Origin of the sequence: Pseudoduganella umbonata (genome assembly GCF_014192225.1) — a bacterium.
In the GTDB taxonomy this organism is placed as follows: Bacteria; Pseudomonadota; Gammaproteobacteria; order Burkholderiales; family Burkholderiaceae_D; genus Rugamonas; species Rugamonas umbonata.
This window is the reverse complement of the sequence record NZ_JACHXS010000004.1, coordinates 506,784-523,291: the sequence shown is the minus strand read 5'-3', so window position 1 is coordinate 523,291 and position 16,508 is coordinate 506,784. Positions and strand designations below refer to the sequence as shown.

Genomic DNA, 16,508 nt, shown 5'->3' with positions numbered 1-16,508 from the left:
TAGACCTGGAGTAGTTTAGGCGTTTCATAGCGACTGTGCACTGGATGAACTCCGAGTTGGACTCCAATATCAGGGTGTGATGTCGCGCCGTGCGCCATCGTGCGGCGCCTCGCATTGCCAGCCGCATTTGAACTAGCAAAGCGGGCAGGCCGAGATGAGTTTACTGAAACGTAATGGTGCGCCGAATTTATTGCCACGGATAACGTTGATATCGATAGTATCGCTGGCCGATTTGCGGCTTGGGTAGCGAAAAATCTGAATGAAAAAAGATGAGAAATTACCGACGGTTACTTTGCGTTATTCCAGTATTGTTGACTGCATGTAGTAGCATGACGTCCCCAATGGCAGCTTCCAAGAACGCAGTGTCGGTTAGCCTCCATGGTGTGAACTATACCGATCGCCCATTCGAGTATGTAGTCATCGACCAAGAAAATCCCAGCAATTCTGGCGGTGGAGAGCATATTGCTCCCTTTAGCGCTGGCGGTATAGTTTGCTGTTATACACTACCAAGGCAGTGGTCTCCCGGAATACAGGTTCAGGTACGTGCCACCTATTGGCTTCCTAAGACTGCCGACGGCAAGTTGCCAGAGATTACTAAGGTGCATACTGTCGATGTTCCAAAGTATGTTGATGGTGAGGTCGGTGAGCTTTGGGTGTTGCGAACCAAGGAAGGAAACATCGAGGTAGTGTCGAGCAATCACCAGCCAAATCACCCTAGTTGGCCTGGTAAGATAAAAGGTTGGCCTGAGCCATCGGTGGATTATCAGCGTGAAGGCTGGGCTATTCTGAAAAACATCGCGGAGGTGCATGTCCGAAATTATCGAAAACTTATCGATAAAATCGAGAAAACACCGTTACAACATAGTCAAGAATCTTGGAATTTTGCAAAAGAATATAATAAGAAGGAAATTGCGAATTTCAAAGGTCCAGACGATCCAGCGTACCTTGAGTACCTCAAGTCTGACTACGCAGAAGGGTTGAAAAATTCAGAAGAGGAACTTAAGGAAATAATGAAGAGGAAGCCTTGAATACGAAACTTTGCCCACCTTAAGCTGCAAGTTATACCTCTGCCCCAGATGTCGAAACATTCTTCGATGAGTTCAGTTTAGGTTGTTAAAGACGTATGCTAAGCGTGAGCAATCTTTGCCAGCTTCTCCGTTGGAATCCTGCAAAGTGAATTTATTTTTTGGGTTTTTCTTTGATGGTACACGGAACGATTATAAGAAAGCCGAAGCGACAAAGGGGTATTCCAATGTTGCACGTCTCTACGATTGTTTCCCTGGCCAGAGCGAAAAAGGCGTCCTGCTGAACGCAGCTAAATGGAAATATAATCCTGGACAGTTTGAAAATTTCTTTCGCGTGTACATACCCGGTGTCGCATCACCTTTGCAGACGTAAATGATACCGGGGAAGGAATGGATGAGACACGTGGTGCGGCTATGGGAGAAAAAGGTAACGACCGTATCGTCTGGGCGTTGATCCAGGCAATCAACAACGGTAAGCGATATTTCTTGGGCTGGCCACTTGTTTCGCCAGCGAGGTCGTAGCGGGCGCTGGCGGCCGTGGGCATCCGAAGCCGGTGGCATTTGCTGCGCGAATGGCAGCTGTGGTCCACGTATCAACCTGATTTTCTATAGCGTCGTGCCCGGCTAATAGATGAGTAAATACAACGACGAGTACGTCTTCATCCTGAAGAATGAAGACGACCTCCGCCTTCCATCGCTCAAGGCTGATATAACTACGTCACAGCGACAATACGATGTCGAGCCCGTCCCAACGGACTCATCTCCCTATGTTTTTTTCAACGGCTGGCGAGAAGAAAACATCAGGGATGGTTCCAAGGATCACGTCGCCAACATCTTGTTCGAGGGTGCGAATTTCATGGTGCGTGATCACATCCGGGAGCTTCTATTACAAAGAGAACTTCCAGGGTTGACGATGCATCCGTCCATCTATCTTGATGATGCAGGAAATCGGCACGAAGGCTTTTGGTTCCTGACCTTCAAGAGCGAGCTGGACTGTTGGGACCGTGACCGTTCCACCTTCATGCCAGGTACCTCTACCAGAGACATGGTGTTCAACTACAGCCTCAGCGCCGAGGTCCTGAATGCGATACCGCTTCAGCAACGCCTCCTTTTCCAGATGGGCGGTACTCTGGAATCGCCTGTGCTATGTCACCGATCGCTGGCTGCGATATTCCGGCAAAACGGAGATAGCGGCGCGATGCTGAAAGCCGTACGCGATTACCCGTAAGCCGGGGCGGAGTACTGCCGAAGTCATTGACTCTCGGATCAATAATCAGACCGTCATGCTGTGGAGTGAGTAATGGATTGCACTACAGAGTGAGGCGTACCGAAACATCCTCGCTCGCCAGCTCCGTTCGCGGCCACGATGACGCCTGTGAAAATGCCGAAAAGCCGGCCGTCAATCACGCTGCCTTAACATCGCGACCCACCCCAGCCCCAGGCTCCCCCTCACCCTCGCAATACTGGCTCTTCTGCGCAAGCTCCGCCCGATTCATGCACTGCCCCTGAGCCCAGGCACCACGCAGCCGCTCCCGAGAATCAAGCAGCGCTTGCCGCTGCGCCTGCAGCGTGCCGATCATTGCATCGATTTCACCCAGTCGCGCGTCCAGCCCTTGCATCAGGCCATCCTGCAGCGCTTCCCCCTGCAGTTTCAGCACGCCGCGGATGGCGTCCAGCGAAAAGCCCAGCCTTTGCCCCGTGTCGATCAGGTTCAGCTGTTCCAGCGCCGCTTCCTCGTAGACCCGATAGCCGTTAGCGCCGCGGCTGGCCTTCGGCAGCAGGCCCTCCTGTTCGTAATAGCGGATCGTCGACGCCGCCATGCCGCTGCGCGCGGCCAGTTCACCAATCTTCATCATTACCTGTAATTTTCCGCTTGACCTTCAAGTTGACTTGAAGCTTAGCATGCTTCATCTATTTCCCCAATCCGAGGTCTCCCATGATGTTCACCCCGCTCGCGCTGCCCAACGGCGCCACGATTCCCAACCGCCTGGCCAAGGCCGCCATCGAAGAAAACATGGCGGAAGCGGGGCAGCTGCCGGGCGCCGCGATCCACCGGCTGTACGAGCGCTGGGCTGACGGCGGCGCCGGCTTGATCATCACCGGCAACGTGATGGTCGACGGCCGCGCGCTGACCGGGCCCGCCACGCTCGTGCTGGAAGCGGGCACGCCGCTGGAGCCATTTACGCGCTGGGCGCAGGCCGCGCGGCGGCAGGGCGCGCAGGCGTGGATGCAGATTAACCATCCGGGGCGCCAGGTGATGGCCAATATGGGTGGCCAGGCCTGGGCACCGTCGGCCATCGCGCTCGACATGGGCAGGCACAGCAAGCTGTTCGCCCAACCGGTCGCCATGACGGAGGCTGATATCGCCGACGTGGTGGCGCGCTTCGCGGCCACGGCGCGGGCAGCCGAACAGGCCGGCTTTACCGGCGTGCAGATCCACGCCGCGCACGGTTACCTGATCTCGCAGTTCCTGTCGCCGCTGACCAACCGCCGTACCGATGCGTGGGGCGGCACCCTGGCTGGGCGCGCCCGGCTGCTGCTGGACGTGGTGCGCGCAGTGCGCGCCAGCGTGAGCGCGGGGTTCTGCGTCGCCGTCAAGCTCAACTCGGCCGACTTCCAGCGCGGCGGGTTTTCCGAGGCCGACGCACGGCACGTGGTGCTGATGTTGAACGACTTGCCGGTGGACCTGGTGGAGCTGTCCGGCGGCAGCTACGAGAGTCCGGCGATGCAAGGGCAGACGGCCGACGGCCGTACGCTAACGCGCGAAGCGTATTTCCTGGAATTCGCGAAGGACGTTGCGGCGGTGGCGCGCATGCCGGTGATGACCACGGGCGGTATCGCCCGGCGTGCCGTCGCCGAGCGGGTGCTGGCGGGCGGCGTGGCGATGGCCGGCATCGCCACGGCATTGGCCGCCATGCCGGACTTGCCGCGCCAGTGGCGGGAAGGGCACGATCCCGTTGCCGCCATGCCTTCCGTCACCTGGAAAGACAAGACGCTGGCCGGCCTGGCACGCCTGGCCCTTGTGCGCCGCCGGATCCGCGCGCTGGGCGCCGGCCGCGATCGCGGCACGGCTTACCAGCCGCTGCTGACACTGGCCGTCGATCAGTTGCGCGGCGCCTGGATGGCGAGACGCTATCGCGCATGGCTGGCACAGCGGCCAAGGAGTTTCGCCGCATAACAGTATGCGGTCCTGCCGCATAACAATATGCAAAGTTATTCGTGGCCGCTTTCATAACCCCTCCTTATGATGACATCACTCATCTGTAGTGATCTCATCTAAAGGAGAAGTTCATGTCCGCTGTACCGCGCCGCTTCAATACCCTGCCAACCTCGATCGCGCTGGCGGCAGGCATGATGCTGGCGATGTCGGCGACCGCCGCGCCGAGCGTGCACCCCACCGGCGTCACGCGATACGAGCCGGACCGCGCATGGAACGGCTACGTGCTGTTCACCGGCCAGGACAAGAAAACCCGCCTGATCGACATGAACGGCAACGAGGTGAAACAGTGGCCCTATGAAGGCTTTCCGCCCGTGCTGCTCGATCCCGCGCTGACGAAAGGGAAGAAGGGCAATGTGCTGCTGCAGCTGGCCCAGTTGCCCGGCGTGCAGCAGGCCGGCAATGGCCTGGGTAACAAGGCGATCGGCGAAGTGGACTGGAACGGCAACGTGCTGTGGCAGTGGGGCGCCGGTTCGCAGGATGCCTATGCTTCGGCATCGGTCGACAGCGGCGGCGCGCCGGGTGGTGCGGCCAAGCAGCACCATGACTGGGGCCGGCTCACCAATGGCAACACGCTGGTGCTGGCCAACAAGGTGCACGCCGTGCCGGGCTTCGCGGCCAAGGCGCTGCTGGACGACGTGATCTACGAGGTCACGCCGGACGGCAAGATCGCCTGGCAGTGGACCGCCTCCGAGCACTTGGCCGAATTCGGCTTCTCGCCCGAGTCCCTGAAGCTGGTGAAAGCCGCGCAGCCCAAGTACGGCGCGCAGGCGGTGGACTGGCTGCACATCAACGACATGGCCGTCGTCGGCCCGAACAAATGGCACAAGGCCGGCGATGAGCGCTTTAACCCGGACAATATCGTCATCGATTCACGTGAAGCCAATTTCGTCGCCATCATCGACAAGAAGACCGGCAAGGTGGTGTGGACGCTGGGCCCGGACTTCCCGGCCATCGCCGGCACGAAGGTGCCGCGCCCGGTGGACCAGCTGATCGGCCAGCACGACGCCCACATCATTCCAGAAGGCTTGCCGGGCGCCGGCAACCTGCTGGTGTTCGACAACCAGGGCGAGGCCGGCTATCCGAAGGTCAGCCCCGGCATCTTCCCGCACTCGCGCGTGCTGGAGATCGACCCGGTCAAGAAGGAAATCGTGTGGCAGTACACGGCCGTCGATTCGCGCCAGCCGGCGTGGAGCTTCTACAGCGCGTTCATTTCCAGCGCACGCCGCCTGCCGAACGGGAACACGCTGATCGACGAGGGCATGAACGGCCGCTTCTTCCAGGTCACGCCGCAGGGCGACATCGTATGGGAATACGTGAGCCCGTACTACGGCACTTCCGCCGTGGGTGGCAACGGCAAGCAGATCGACACCAACTGGGTGTATCGCGCACAGCCAGTGCCGTATGACTGGGTGCCCGAAGGCACGCCACGCGCCGAACGGCCGGTCAGCGTGCCCGCCATCGCCAAACGATAAAACCGCATTCCATGCAGCGACAGGCGCGCCCGCCAAGGGGGCAGGGCGCCGCCATGCCCAGACAACTATAAAAAGGGGAGTATCTTGATCAAACCGTTCAATCGCACCGCCATCGCGCTGGCCCTGCTGGCCGCATATGCCGGCAGTGCCCATGCCAACCCGCTGGTCGCCGCTGTCGCTGCCGCGCCTTCGGGCGTGGCACTGGCCTTCGCGGAAACCGATAGCGGCGCCGCCGCGGTGGACGCCACTGCAGCCGCTGTGGCCAATGCGGCCGATGCGGCCGCCGCGCCGGAAGCCCAGGCCACGGCAGCCGGCGCTTCCGCCGAATCGTTCGTCGGCGCCGTTCAGACCGTGCTCGTGACTACGCGCCGCCGCGTCGAAAGTTCGCAGAGCGTGCCCACGCCGATGACGGTGCTGGGCGACGACGTCCTCGAAGGCAGCCGCATCTACCGCGTGCAGGACCTGCAGCAACTGCTGCCCAGCACCACGATCAACTACGTGCATGCGCGCCAGCTGAGCTTTGCCGTGCGCGGCCTGGGCAACAACCCGGCCAGCGACGGCCTGGAAGGCAGCGTCGGCATCTACCTCGACAACGTGTACCTGGCCCGCCCCGGCATGGCCGCCTTCGATGCGCTCGATGTGCAGCAGCTGGAACTGCTGCGCGGTCCGCAGGGCACGCTGTTCGGCAAGAACACCACCGCCGGCGTGCTGAACATCTCGACGAAGAAGCCGACGTTTGCGCCAGAGCGCAGCGTCGAGCTGTCCGGCGGCCAGTTCGGCTACGTGCAGGGGAAAGTATCGTTGTCCGGCCCCGTCACGGAACAAGTCGCCGCGCGCTTCTCCGCGTACAAAACGCATGACGACGGCTACATCACCAACCGCTACAACGGCAAGAAGGTGCAGGGCGGCGACCGCCAGGGCGTGCGTGGCCAAGTGCTGTATGAACCGAGCCGCGAATTCAGCCTGCGCGTGATCGCTGACTACAACGAGGAAAACTCGAACAACGGCACGCTGGTGTTCTTCAACGCCGGCCCGAGCGGCCGGGCCATCGCGCAGGCCGCGCTGGTGGGCACTACGCCCGTGCTCGACCCGACGGCCCGCGCGGTCAACCTCGATACCGGTTCGAGTGTGACGGTGCACCAGGGCGGCGTGTCGGCCGAGGCCAACTGGACGTTCGCCAACGATGCGAAGCTGACGTCGATCACCGCTTGGCGCCGCTGGAACTTCGTGCCGCAGAACGACGACGGCCTGCCGGTTCCCGTCACGCTGAATGTGGGCGCTTCGGCCAACCACAAGCAGTTCACGCAGGAGCTGCGCTGGTCCACGCCATCGGGCCGCGCGGTGGAGTCCGTGTTCGGCGGCTATTACTACTACCAGGAACTGTCGAACAATTCGTTCACCGTCAACGGCCCGCTGGCCGACATCTACAACGGCAATCCTGCCGGCGCCTGGGCCAACGTCAACAGCACCGCGCCGGGAGAACTGCGCGTGAACAGCTATGCGCTGTTCGGCCAGTCGACCTGGCATGCGACCGGCAAGCTCGATCTGACCGCAGGCGTGCGCGCCAGCTACGAGGACAAGTGGGCCCGCGTGATCCGCAACGCGCCGACCGGCGGCGCCGCCGTGACCGGCGCTGCGCTGGGCGCCCGCAACGGCCGCTACGGCGCCTTCGATTCGGGCGACCTGTCGCTGACGCAATCGAGCCCCACCGCGCTGCTGTCGGCCGGCTACAAGCTGACGCCGGACGTGCTGCTGTACGGCAGCCTGTCGCACGGCGAGAAGTCCGGCGGCATCAACCTGGCCGTGCCGGGTGCCGGCGGCGTCGCTTCGATGCTGGTCGGCGCCGAGCGGGCCAACGCGCTGGAACTGGGCGTGAAAAGCACGGTGCTCGACAACCGCCTGCAGCTGAACGGCAACCTGTTCGCCACGATCGTGCACGGCTACCAGAGCAACGCCTATGACCCGATCAGCCGCACCTCGTATCTCACCAACGCGGGCGACGTGCGTACCCGCGGCATCGAGGTCGAAGCGATCGCCACGCCGTTCCGCGGCCTGACCCTGCGCGCCAACGGCTCGTTCAACGACGCCAGCTACCTGCGCTACACCAACGCGCCGTGCGCGCCGGAGCGGGCGGGCGTGTTCTGCGACCTGTCGGGCCGCAACGCGCTGGTCAACGCGCCGCGCTGGATCGGCAACCTGCGCGCACAATACTCGCGTGCCGTGGCCGAAGGCCTGCAGGGCTACGTCAACGGCAACTACGCCTACCGCGGCACCACGTACGGCACGCTGGATGCTTCCGAGTACGCCAAGATTCCGTCGTACAGCGTGAGCAACCTGTCGGTCGGCGTGCGCAGCACGCGCGGTGCGGCCTGGGACGTTTCGCTGTGGGTGAAGAACGCCTTCGACAAGCATTACTACACCAGCCTGTGGAACAGCGGTTTCGGTTCCTACAACGCCGTCATCGGCACCCCGCGCACCGCCGGCATCACCGGCCGCTACGAATTTTAAGGAGGAGAATTCATGACTATCAATCAAAAACGCCGCGCCGTCGTTGGCGGACTGGGAACGCTTGCCGTGCTGCCTGCTATCGCACTGGGCAAGGCCGTGCGCGGTAGCGCCGGCAGCAAGCCGAATATCATCTTCATCCTGGCCGACGACCTGGGCTGGGCCGACCTGTCGGTATACGGCAATACGGAGTTCAAGACGCCGAACCTCGACAAGCTGGCCGCGCAGGGCCTGCGCCTGACGCAGCATTACTCGAATTCCGCGGTGTGCTCGGCCACGCGTTTCGGCCTGATCACCGGCCGCTACCAGTACCGGCTGCGCGGCGGCCTGGAAGAGCCGATCGCCGGCGCATCGGACACGATCGGCCTGCCGCCCGACCACCCCACGCTGCCGTCGCTGCTGAAGGCGGCCGGCTACCGCACCGCGCTGTTCGGCAAGTGGCATCTGGGTTCGCTGCCGAACTTCGGCCCCCTGAAGAGCGGCTACGAAACCTTCTACGGCAACTACGGCGGCGCGATCGATTACTTCACGCACAAGCCGGGCGTGGGCCCGAACGTGAAGGAAGACCTGTACGAAGGCGAAACGCCGGTGTCCGAAGTGGGCTACTACACCGACCTGCTGGGCGACCGCGCCTCCGGCTATATCAAGAAGCACTCGTCCGACAAGCCGTTCTTCCTGTCGCTGCACTACACGGCGCCGCACTGGCCGTGGGAGGGCCCGAAGGACGAAGAGGTGTCGAAGCAGATTTCGAACATCTTCCACTACGACGGCGGCGACCTGGCCACCTACGCGAAGATGGTGGTGGCGCTGGATGCCTCGATCGGCCGCGTGCTGAAGACGCTGGAGCAGAAGGGGCTGGCCGACAACACGATTGTCATCTTCACCAGCGACAACGGCGGCGAGCGCTTCTCGAAAACGTGGCCGTTCGCCGGCCAGAAAACGGAGCTGCTGGAAGGCGGCATCCGCGTGCCCGGCATCGTGCGCTGGCCCGCCAGGATCAAGGCCGGGCAGGTCAGTGAGCAGGTGGCGATCAGCATGGACTGGCTGCCTACGCTGCTGGCCGCCGCCGGCACCGAACCGGCCGCCTCGCATCCGCCCGATGGTAAAAACCTGCTGCCGGTGCTGCTGGGCGACGAGAAGCCCGCCGAACGCACGCTGTTCTGGCGCTACAAGGCCAACGCGCAGCGCGCCGTACGTGCCGGCGACTGGAAGTACCTGAAACTGAACGGCAACGAGTTCCTGTTCGACCTGTCGAAAGACCAGCGCGAACGCGCCAACCTGGCCCGCAAGCATCCCGATAAACTGGCCGACCTGAAAGCGCAGTGGGAACAGTGGAATACCGAGATGCTGCCGGTCACGCCGGAGGTGCGCACGCACGGCGTGAACGGCAAGGTGCAGGCGGACAAATATGCGCCGGAGGGGACGGACTGACAGGCTGCTAGACGTGCGCGGCGCAGCGCACGCGCATCTTCCTGCCCCCGACCGGCTTGAACGCGTGCCGCTGGTAGAACGCCAGCGCGTTGGCAAATTCCGGCAGCGGCGGCGTGCACAGCTCCATGCATGCCCAGCCGCGCTGCGGCGCCAGCGCCAGCGCGGCTTCCAGTAGCGCCGAGCCGGCCGACTGGTTCCGGTACGCCGGCACCACGTAGCATTCCTGGATGATGCCGATCTTCCCTTCGGCATACAGCGCATGGCTTTCCGCGATCGCCACCACGCCAACGGCGTCGTCGCCGCTCCAGGCCAGCAATACCGTGTAGATCCCTTCATCGATCCAGCGCGCGCATAACTGCGCGGTCAGCGCTTCGTTATGGTCGAAATGGGTCTGGTCGTTGCAGCGGTCGCAGATTTCCCGGGTCAGGGCGGTGATCAGGGAGGCGACGAGAGGGGCATGTGCGGATGTGGCTTGGGTAATGTGAATGGTCACGTGACGGTTCCGTTGGCGCGCAGGTGCTTGTTAGAATGCCACCATTCTATTGCACCAGAGCCGCACGAAGGTGCCGGCAATCTGCCGGCCGTCCCGATCCCTTATCCGGAGCCGCTGCCCATGAACAGGACCCTCTGCTGCCTCATGTTCGCCCTCTCTTGCGGCGCTGCCCATGCCGTACCCGCATCGCCAGCAACCGCAGTGGAAACCGCCGTGCAGGCGGGCATGCGCGCCACCGGCGCGCGCGGCCTCGCACTGGCGATCATCGAGCCCGGCAAGCCCGCAGTCATCCGCACCTGGGGCGAGCGCAATGCTTCCGGCGCGAAGCTGGAAGCCGATACCGTCATGTACGGCGCTTCGCTGACGAAAACCGTGTTTGCCTACCTCGCGGCGCAGCTGGCCGGCGAGGGAAAGCTCGACCTGGACCGGCCGCTTGCCGGCTACCTGGCCATGCCGCTGCCCGAGTACGGAAACCTGCCGGCCTATGGCAAGTGGGCCGATTTGCACGGCGACGAACGGTGGCGCCGCATCACGGCGCGCATGGTGCTGAACCACGCCACCGGCTTCGCCAACTTCGCGTTCGTGGAACCGGACGGCAAGCTGCGCATCCATTTCGAGCCCGGCAGCCGCTACGCCTATTCCGGCGAGGGCATCATGCTGCTGCAGTTCGCACTGGAAAAGGGACTGGGTTTCGACGTGGGCGCCGAACTGCAGCGGCGCGTGTTCGACCGCTTCGGCATGCGCAATACGAGCCTGGTGTGGCGCCCGGATTTCGCGCGCAACCTCGCCGATGGCTGGACGATCGACGGCAAGCCCGAGCCGCACGACGAACGAAGCCGCGTGCGCGCGGCCGGTTCGATGGACACGACGATTACGGACATGGCGCGCTTTGCCGCCGCGCTGGTGAACGGAGAAGGCTTGAGCAAGGCGGCGCGCGACGACATGCTGCGGCCGCAACTGGCGATCGCCACGCGCAGCCAGTTCCCCACCTTGCAGCCCGCGGCGACGCCTGCGGAACGGGTGCCGGGCCTTGCCGCCGGCCTGGGCGTCGTCACCTTCACGGGCCCGCAAGGCCCCGGCTTCTTCAAGGGCGGGCACAACGAGTCGACCGGGAACATGCTGGTGTGCCTGCGCGCGCAGCGGCGCTGCGTGGTGATCCTGTCGAACGACGTGCGGGCCGAAGCCGCGTTCGCCGGCATCGTGCGGGCCGCGCTCGGCGACACCGGCATGCCATGGCAGTGGGAGTATGGTGCCAAGCCCGGGACCGAGCCCGCCAAGGGACCGTGAACGACTAGTGGTAGCGTAACCACATACCCGAAGTCAACTGTGCCCGCAAGCTGATATTTCAGCTTGTTGCTGCCTGCCGACTGTTCGCCGGGTATCAGTCAACTCACTGACCGTTTCGCCGCGCGCCGCTCAACTACCGGTATTCATCTTCTAGAATCGGATCGAAAGGTAACCACCTTTCATATCGATAATAAGATTCCCGGAGACCAGAAAGATGTCATCGAACCGCTCCCCGCGCGACCGCATCCACCCCACCGTGTGCGCCGCCGCCGTCGCTACCGCAATTTCCCTGCTGGCCGTTGAAACGGCCGTCGCACAACAGGCGCCTGCCGCCGCACCTTCGAACGTCGTCGTCGTTTCCGGTACCCGGGCATCGGTGGCGTCGGCGATCGACCGCAAGAAAAACGCTTCCACGATCGTCGATTCGATCGTGGCCGAGGACATCGGCGAATTCCCCGACAAGAACGTCGGCGAGGCGCTGTCGCGCGTCACCGGCGTGCAGCTGTCGCGCGACTTCGGCGAGGGTTCGCAAGTGAACATCCGCGGCGTGGAAGCCAACCTGAATCGCGTGGAGATCAACGGCCTGTCCGTGCTGTCCACCAACGGCACCGCGGGCCGCGGCGCCGAGCTGCGCGAACTGCCGGCCGAACTGATCAAGTCGATCGACGTGGCCAAGGGCGTCACGGCCGACCAGACCGAGGGCGGCATCGGCGGCACCGTCAGCATCAAGACCAACATGCCGCTGGACTTCAAGACGCGCACGCTGGTGACGAAACTGGAAGCGGAGCACAGCACCAACCGCGGCGGCGTCGACCCGCGCGGCAGCATCCTGTTTGCCGACAAGTTTCTGAACGGCCGCCTGGGCGTGATGGCCAACATCGTCTACGACAAGGTGATGACGCAGAACGATTACGTCCGCAACAGTAACTGGCGCTACCTGCGCGACTGGGATTTCTCGCCGGAGAAGACCAACACCAGCCTGAACGCGGCGGCCGCCGCGGTGACCACCAAGGACGGCTGCGCGGCGCTCAGCGGCGCCAGCAAGGCCGCCTGCGAAAGCCAGTGGAACGATTACTCGCCGGGCGTGCCGCGCTACGGCATCTGGACGCGCGACCACAAGCGATCGAGCGCCGAGCTGACCGCGCAATACCGGATCAACAACGGCTTCGACGTCTGGGCGCGCTACAACAAGAACGACCAGAAGCAGATGCTGAACGACCGTAACTACACCACGGACTTCGGCTCGCTGCACCGCTTCTCCACGGGCGGCGTGGCACCGACCTACGGCGCCAACGGCAACATCCTGGCCGGCTCTCCCACCGCCACCTGCGCCAATCCGGCCGCCGGCGCGACGCCGCCCGGCATGTCGTTCAACAACCACGTGATGACCGAGTTCACTGCCGGCACGTGCCAGAACGTGCCGGGGCAGGGCGCCTCGTACAACTTCGATACCGCGGCGCGCGACTTTGCGCTGAACATCAATTCGAACTACAAGTCGGCCGGCTTCAACTGGAAGAACAGCCAGTGGTCCGTCGATGGCCTGGTGGCCAAGACCGATTCGTTCTACGAGCTGCATACCAACCTGATCTCGATGGCCGGCAATATCCCCGGACTGAAGGTCGCGCTGGACGACCAGGGCCTGCCGAAGTTCACCTTCCCGGCCGGCTACGACCCGAACGACAGCAGCACCTATACCCGCATCCGCTCGCAGTACCAGCCTTCGTTCACGGACAACACGGAAGACCAGGTCAAGCTCGACCTGAAGTGGCGGCCCGACCTGCCGTTCCTGAAATCGATCTGGTTTGGCGGCCAGGGCCGCCGCGCCACGTCGGAACAGTACCGCTGGACCGGCTACATGGTCACCGGCGATCCGGGCACGACGGCGGACGACGTGTACGTGCGCAGCCCGGAAGTGCTGCACGAGATCATCTACGATCCGAACAACAAGAGCGGCGTGCTGCGCAACAACGGCGCGATCATCCCGGGCACCAACCTGACCGCCAACAACACCACCCGCTACGTGACGGCCGGCGAAATGGCATCGCTGGTCGACACGATCCGCACCAGCACGCCGGGCAGCTTCCTGAACGGCTACAGCGGGCTGTCCGGCTACCCGAACGGCTGGATGGCGCCGAGCTTCGCCAACTCCACCCAGCACTTCGACCTGTCCCGCTACAACCACGACCTGCTGCGCAATTCGATCGGCAGCGACGGCAAGAACTATCCGATGCCGCCGCAGTTCGCCGTCGAGGAGCGCATCCGCGCGTTCTACGTGCGCGCCGACTTCGCGCACGAACTGTTCGGTGTCGAGTGGGACGGCAACGTGGGCGTGCGCTACACCGGCACGCGCACCCGCGCCACCGGCCTGCAGTCGTCGCGCGCCTACCGGCTCGATGCGAACGGCGTGCGCGTCGAGGACATCCGGTCGAACCAGATCATCACGGTGGAGAACAAGTACAGCGACGTGCTGCCGAGCGTCAACCTGGCCGGCTGGCTGGTGCCGGACAAGCTGGTGGCCCGCATCGGCTGGGGCAAGGTGATGTCGCGCCCGCCGATCGACAAGCTGACGCCGAACTACAGCTGCATCGCCGGCAGCGGCCAGTCCATCTTCGGCGGCGATGGCGGCACCGACGACTGCACGGCCGGCAACGTGAACCTGGAGCCGTTCCGCGCCACCAACAAGGATGCCAGCGTGGAATGGTATCCGTCGGCGGACAGCCAGCTGTCGCTGGCCTTCTTCCGCAAGGATATCCGTACCTATATCCAGAACGACGTGACGATCGGGAACGTCGACCTGTTCGGCGACGGCCAGCTGTGGGATGTGAAGACCTCGATCAACAGCCGCGGCACCACCACCAAGGGCTGGGAGCTGGCGGGCCGGACGGCGCTGACCATGCTGCCGGGCCTGTTCAGCGGCTTCGGGCTCGATGCCAACTACACGCGCATGAGCTACAAGTATGCGGCGGGCAACGAGCTGCTGAATCCGCTGGACAACTCGGTGCTGCCATACCCGGGCCTGTCGCGCAACAGCTACAACGTGGGCGTCTGGTACGACCTGGGCAAGTGGAATGCGCGACTGGCCTACAACTACCGCGACGGCTACTACACCGGCACGGTGGATGCCAACGCCCAGCTACCGGTGTATGCGGAAAAGGCGGGCTTCCTGGACGCCAAGCTGCAATACCGCGCCACCGAGAACCTGACCCTGTCCGTCGAAGGCAAGAACCTGTCGGACGAGGGGCAGTTCCTGAACGCGGGTTCGACGGCGCGGCGCAACGAGCTGGCCTGGTCGGGACGGCGCTACTTCGTGGGGGCGACGTACAAGTTCTGATGTCGGCCTGAAGTATCGGCAACGGGTGTCCGGCGGCGTTGCTGCCTGACACCTTTTTTCATTGGCACCCTTCTTGCAACGCAAAACTGCATCGCTGCGTGCAGCACAGGAGGGTAATCATGGCTCACCAATCCAGGGCACTATTCCTTGCGCTGCCGGCGCTGGCGCTGTGGTGCTGCGCCGGCATGGCGATGGCGGCCAATCCGCTCGGTTTTGCCGTGGCCGCTGCGCCGTCGATGTTCGTGCTGGCAGTCGAGGAAGCCCGCGGCAACGACAAGGATGCCAAAGCCGCCATGCAGGAACGCGAGGCGGCGCTGGCGGCGGCGGAACAAGCGCGGCAGGTCGTACAGCCCGCGCCGCAGGAGCGCGCCGCCGCCCGCGCGACCGCCGACGACCGCAAGGTCACGCTGCGCTGAACGCGGCCACCGGGCACCGCCAAGGTGCACCGGAGCCTCGCGATGGGGAATCGTCCCCGTTTGCGGGCATCGCGCAGATTGATTGGGGCGCTTCGATGCGCTCAGGTCCTGAACGGATTGCGCTCGTTCAGCTCATCCATGTAAGACTCGATCCCGCCGCTTTCGCGCTCCAGGAACCGTTCGACGGCATCGGCGAACGCCGGATGCGCAAGCCAGTGCGCCGACCAGGTGCGCGTGGGCAGGAAGCCGCGCGCCATCTTGTGTTCGCCCTGGGCGCCGCCCTCGAACGTGGCGATGCGCTGTTCAATGCAGAACTCCAGCGGCTGGTAGTAGGCGGTCTCGAAATGCAGGCAGGGCACGTGCTCCAGCGCGCCCCAGTAGCGGCCATACAGCGTGTCTTCCGTGTGGATCAGCAGCGATGACGCGATCGGCCTGCCGTCCCGTTCCGCGATGACCAGCAGGATATTCTGCGGCATCGTCGCGCCGATGCGCTGGAAGAAGTCGAGGTTCAGGTAGGGCGACGAGTGATGTTCGGCGTACGTGTTGCGGTAGCAGCGGTGGAAGAAGCGCCAGTCGGCGTCCGTCGCATCGGCACCGCGCACGCGGCGCAGCGTCACGCCGGCCTCGCGCACCTTGCGCCGCTCGGCGCGGATGTTCTTGCGCTTCTTGTGCTCCAGCGAAGCGAGGAACGCCTCGAAGTCCGCATAGCCTTCGTTCAGCCAGTGGAACTGCACGCCGCTGCGCAGCATGAACCCGGCATCCTTCAGCGTGTCGGCCTGCGCCTGCGGCGGATACAGCACGTGGGTGGACGACACGCCCGAGGCCTCCTGCTGCTCGCACAGCAGCGCGACGAGCGCAGCCCGTGCCGCGTCGTCGCGCGCCATCAGCCGCGCGCCGGTCACCGGCGTGAACGGGATCGCCGACAGCAGCTTCGGGTAGTACTCGACGCCGTTGCGGTGGTACGCATCGGCCCAGGCCCAGTCGAACACGTATTCGCCGTACGAATGCGATTTGACGTACAGCGGTATCGCGGCGGCCAGCGCGTCGCCGTCCCAGAGGGCCAGGTATTGCGGCTGCCAGCCGGTCTTGCCGCTGGCGCTGCCCGATTCGTGCAGCGCGTGCAGGAAAGCATAGGAGAGGAAGGGATTCGGCGCGCGGCCGGGATCCTGTTGCGCCAGCAGGGCATTCCAGGCGGCTTCGCCGGCCTGCGACAGGGAAGTGAAGACGGCGGTTCGAAAGCTCATCGGCGCATTGTACGGGAGTTCGGCTGGCGTTGCCGGCCGCTTGCCGTCGTCATCCGGACGTAATTCGCGATAACGGCAGTGTAT

The 16,508-nt window shown here is 63.7% G+C and carries 12 protein-coding genes; 9 read left to right on the top strand and 3 right to left on the bottom strand.

Going from position 1 to position 16,508, the window contains the following annotated elements; all coding sequences use genetic code 11:
- Positions 1 to 341 precede the first annotated feature (341 nt).
- Both FHS02_RS14045 and FHS02_RS14040 read left to right on the top strand, forming a co-directional pair.
- Positions 342 to 1,028 carry a DUF3304 domain-containing protein gene (locus FHS02_RS14045; RefSeq protein WP_175424944.1) on the top strand — a complete coding sequence of 229 codons (687 nt, stop codon included), beginning with the start codon at positions 342 to 344 and terminating at the stop codon, positions 1,026 to 1,028.
- A gap of 628 nt (positions 1,029 to 1,656) precedes the next feature.
- Positions 1,657 to 2,253 carry a hypothetical protein gene (locus FHS02_RS14040; RefSeq protein WP_137316964.1) on the top strand — a complete coding sequence of 199 codons (597 nt, stop codon included), beginning with the start codon at positions 1,657 to 1,659 and terminating at the stop codon, positions 2,251 to 2,253.
- Positions 2,254 to 2,428: 175 nt separating this feature from the next.
- Here the strand turns inward: FHS02_RS14040 and FHS02_RS14035 are convergent, their stop codons facing one another.
- Positions 2,429 to 2,881: a MerR family transcriptional regulator gene (locus FHS02_RS14035; RefSeq protein WP_229422431.1), complete on the bottom strand. Its 453-nt coding sequence runs from the start codon at positions 2,879 to 2,881 to the stop codon at positions 2,429 to 2,431.
- Between the two features lie 80 nt (positions 2,882 to 2,961).
- Between FHS02_RS14035 and FHS02_RS14030 the strand changes: the two genes are divergently transcribed.
- The 4 genes from FHS02_RS14030 (at position 2,962) to FHS02_RS14015 (ending at position 9,653) form a co-directional block, all read left to right on the top strand.
- Entirely contained in the window at positions 2,962 to 4,203 is a 1,242-nt protein-coding gene (locus FHS02_RS14030) for an NADH:flavin oxidoreductase/NADH oxidase family protein (RefSeq protein ID WP_217496870.1), read from the top strand.
- Positions 4,204 to 4,316: 113 nt separating this feature from the next.
- Positions 4,317 to 5,717: an aryl-sulfate sulfotransferase gene (locus FHS02_RS14025; RefSeq protein ID WP_137316965.1), complete on the top strand. Its 1,401-nt coding sequence runs from the start codon at positions 4,317 to 4,319 to the stop codon at positions 5,715 to 5,717.
- An 84-nt stretch (positions 5,718 to 5,801) separates the two neighbouring features.
- A complete protein-coding gene (locus tag FHS02_RS14020) occupies positions 5,802 to 8,225 on the top strand; it encodes a TonB-dependent receptor (RefSeq protein WP_229422432.1) in 2,424 nt (807 codons plus the stop codon).
- A gap of 12 nt (positions 8,226 to 8,237) precedes the next feature.
- On the top strand, positions 8,238 to 9,653 hold the full coding sequence (locus FHS02_RS14015) for a sulfatase family protein (protein WP_137316966.1): 1,416 nt from the start codon (positions 8,238 to 8,240) through the stop codon (positions 9,651 to 9,653).
- A 7-nt stretch (positions 9,654 to 9,660) separates the two neighbouring features.
- Here the strand turns inward: FHS02_RS14015 and FHS02_RS31540 are convergent, their stop codons facing one another.
- Positions 9,661 to 10,146 (bottom strand): GNAT family N-acetyltransferase, encoded by a 486-nt coding sequence (locus FHS02_RS31540; protein ID WP_137316967.1) that lies wholly within the window; start codon positions 10,144 to 10,146, stop codon positions 9,661 to 9,663.
- A gap of 120 nt (positions 10,147 to 10,266) precedes the next feature.
- Here FHS02_RS31540 and FHS02_RS14005 point away from each other — a divergent pair, with 120 nt between their 5' ends.
- The 3 genes from FHS02_RS14005 (at position 10,267) to FHS02_RS13995 (ending at position 15,180) form a co-directional block, all read left to right on the top strand.
- The gene (locus tag FHS02_RS14005; RefSeq protein ID WP_137316968.1) at positions 10,267 to 11,433 is read left to right on the top strand and encodes a serine hydrolase domain-containing protein; all 1,167 of its coding nucleotides are present in this window, start codon (positions 10,267 to 10,269) and stop codon (positions 11,431 to 11,433) included.
- Between the two features lie 214 nt (positions 11,434 to 11,647).
- Positions 11,648 to 14,764: a TonB-dependent receptor gene (locus FHS02_RS14000; RefSeq protein ID WP_137316969.1), complete on the top strand. Its 3,117-nt coding sequence runs from the start codon at positions 11,648 to 11,650 to the stop codon at positions 14,762 to 14,764.
- A 119-nt stretch (positions 14,765 to 14,883) separates the two neighbouring features.
- Entirely contained in the window at positions 14,884 to 15,180 is a 297-nt protein-coding gene (locus FHS02_RS13995) for a hypothetical protein (RefSeq protein WP_137316970.1), read from the top strand.
- A 101-nt stretch (positions 15,181 to 15,281) separates the two neighbouring features.
- Here FHS02_RS13995 and FHS02_RS13990 read toward each other — a convergent pair whose 3' ends face one another.
- On the bottom strand, positions 15,282 to 16,424 hold the full coding sequence (locus FHS02_RS13990) for a GNAT family N-acetyltransferase (protein ID WP_137316971.1): 1,143 nt from the start codon (positions 16,422 to 16,424) through the stop codon (positions 15,282 to 15,284).
- Between the last annotated feature and the right edge of the window lie 84 nt (positions 16,425 to 16,508).

Excerpts from the sequence above, each read along its gene's own strand:
- FHS02_RS14030 (WP_217496870.1), top strand. The coding sequence starts at position 2,962 with ATGATGTTCACCCCGCTCGCGCTGCCCAACGGCGCCACGATTCCCAAC.
- FHS02_RS14025 (WP_137316965.1), top strand. The coding sequence starts at position 4,317 with ATGTCCGCTGTACCGCGCCGCTTCAATACCCTGCCAACCTCGATCGCG.
- FHS02_RS13995 (WP_137316970.1), top strand. The coding sequence starts at position 14,884 with ATGGCTCACCAATCCAGGGCACTATTCCTTGCGCTGCCGGCGCTGGCG.
- FHS02_RS13990 (WP_137316971.1), bottom strand. The coding sequence starts at position 16,424 with ATGAGCTTTCGAACCGCCGTCTTCACTTCCCTGTCGCAGGCCGGCGAA.
- FHS02_RS14045 (WP_175424944.1), top strand. The coding sequence starts at position 342 with ATGGCAGCTTCCAAGAACGCAGTGTCGGTTAGCCTCCATGGTGTGAAC.
- FHS02_RS14005 (WP_137316968.1), top strand. The coding sequence starts at position 10,267 with ATGAACAGGACCCTCTGCTGCCTCATGTTCGCCCTCTCTTGCGGCGCT.
- FHS02_RS14015 (WP_137316966.1), top strand. The coding sequence starts at position 8,238 with ATGACTATCAATCAAAAACGCCGCGCCGTCGTTGGCGGACTGGGAACG.
- FHS02_RS14000 (WP_137316969.1), top strand. The coding sequence starts at position 11,648 with ATGTCATCGAACCGCTCCCCGCGCGACCGCATCCACCCCACCGTGTGC.
- FHS02_RS14040 (WP_137316964.1), top strand. The coding sequence starts at position 1,657 with ATGAGTAAATACAACGACGAGTACGTCTTCATCCTGAAGAATGAAGAC.
- FHS02_RS14035 (WP_229422431.1), bottom strand. The coding sequence starts at position 2,881 with ATGATGAAGATTGGTGAACTGGCCGCGCGCAGCGGCATGGCGGCGTCG.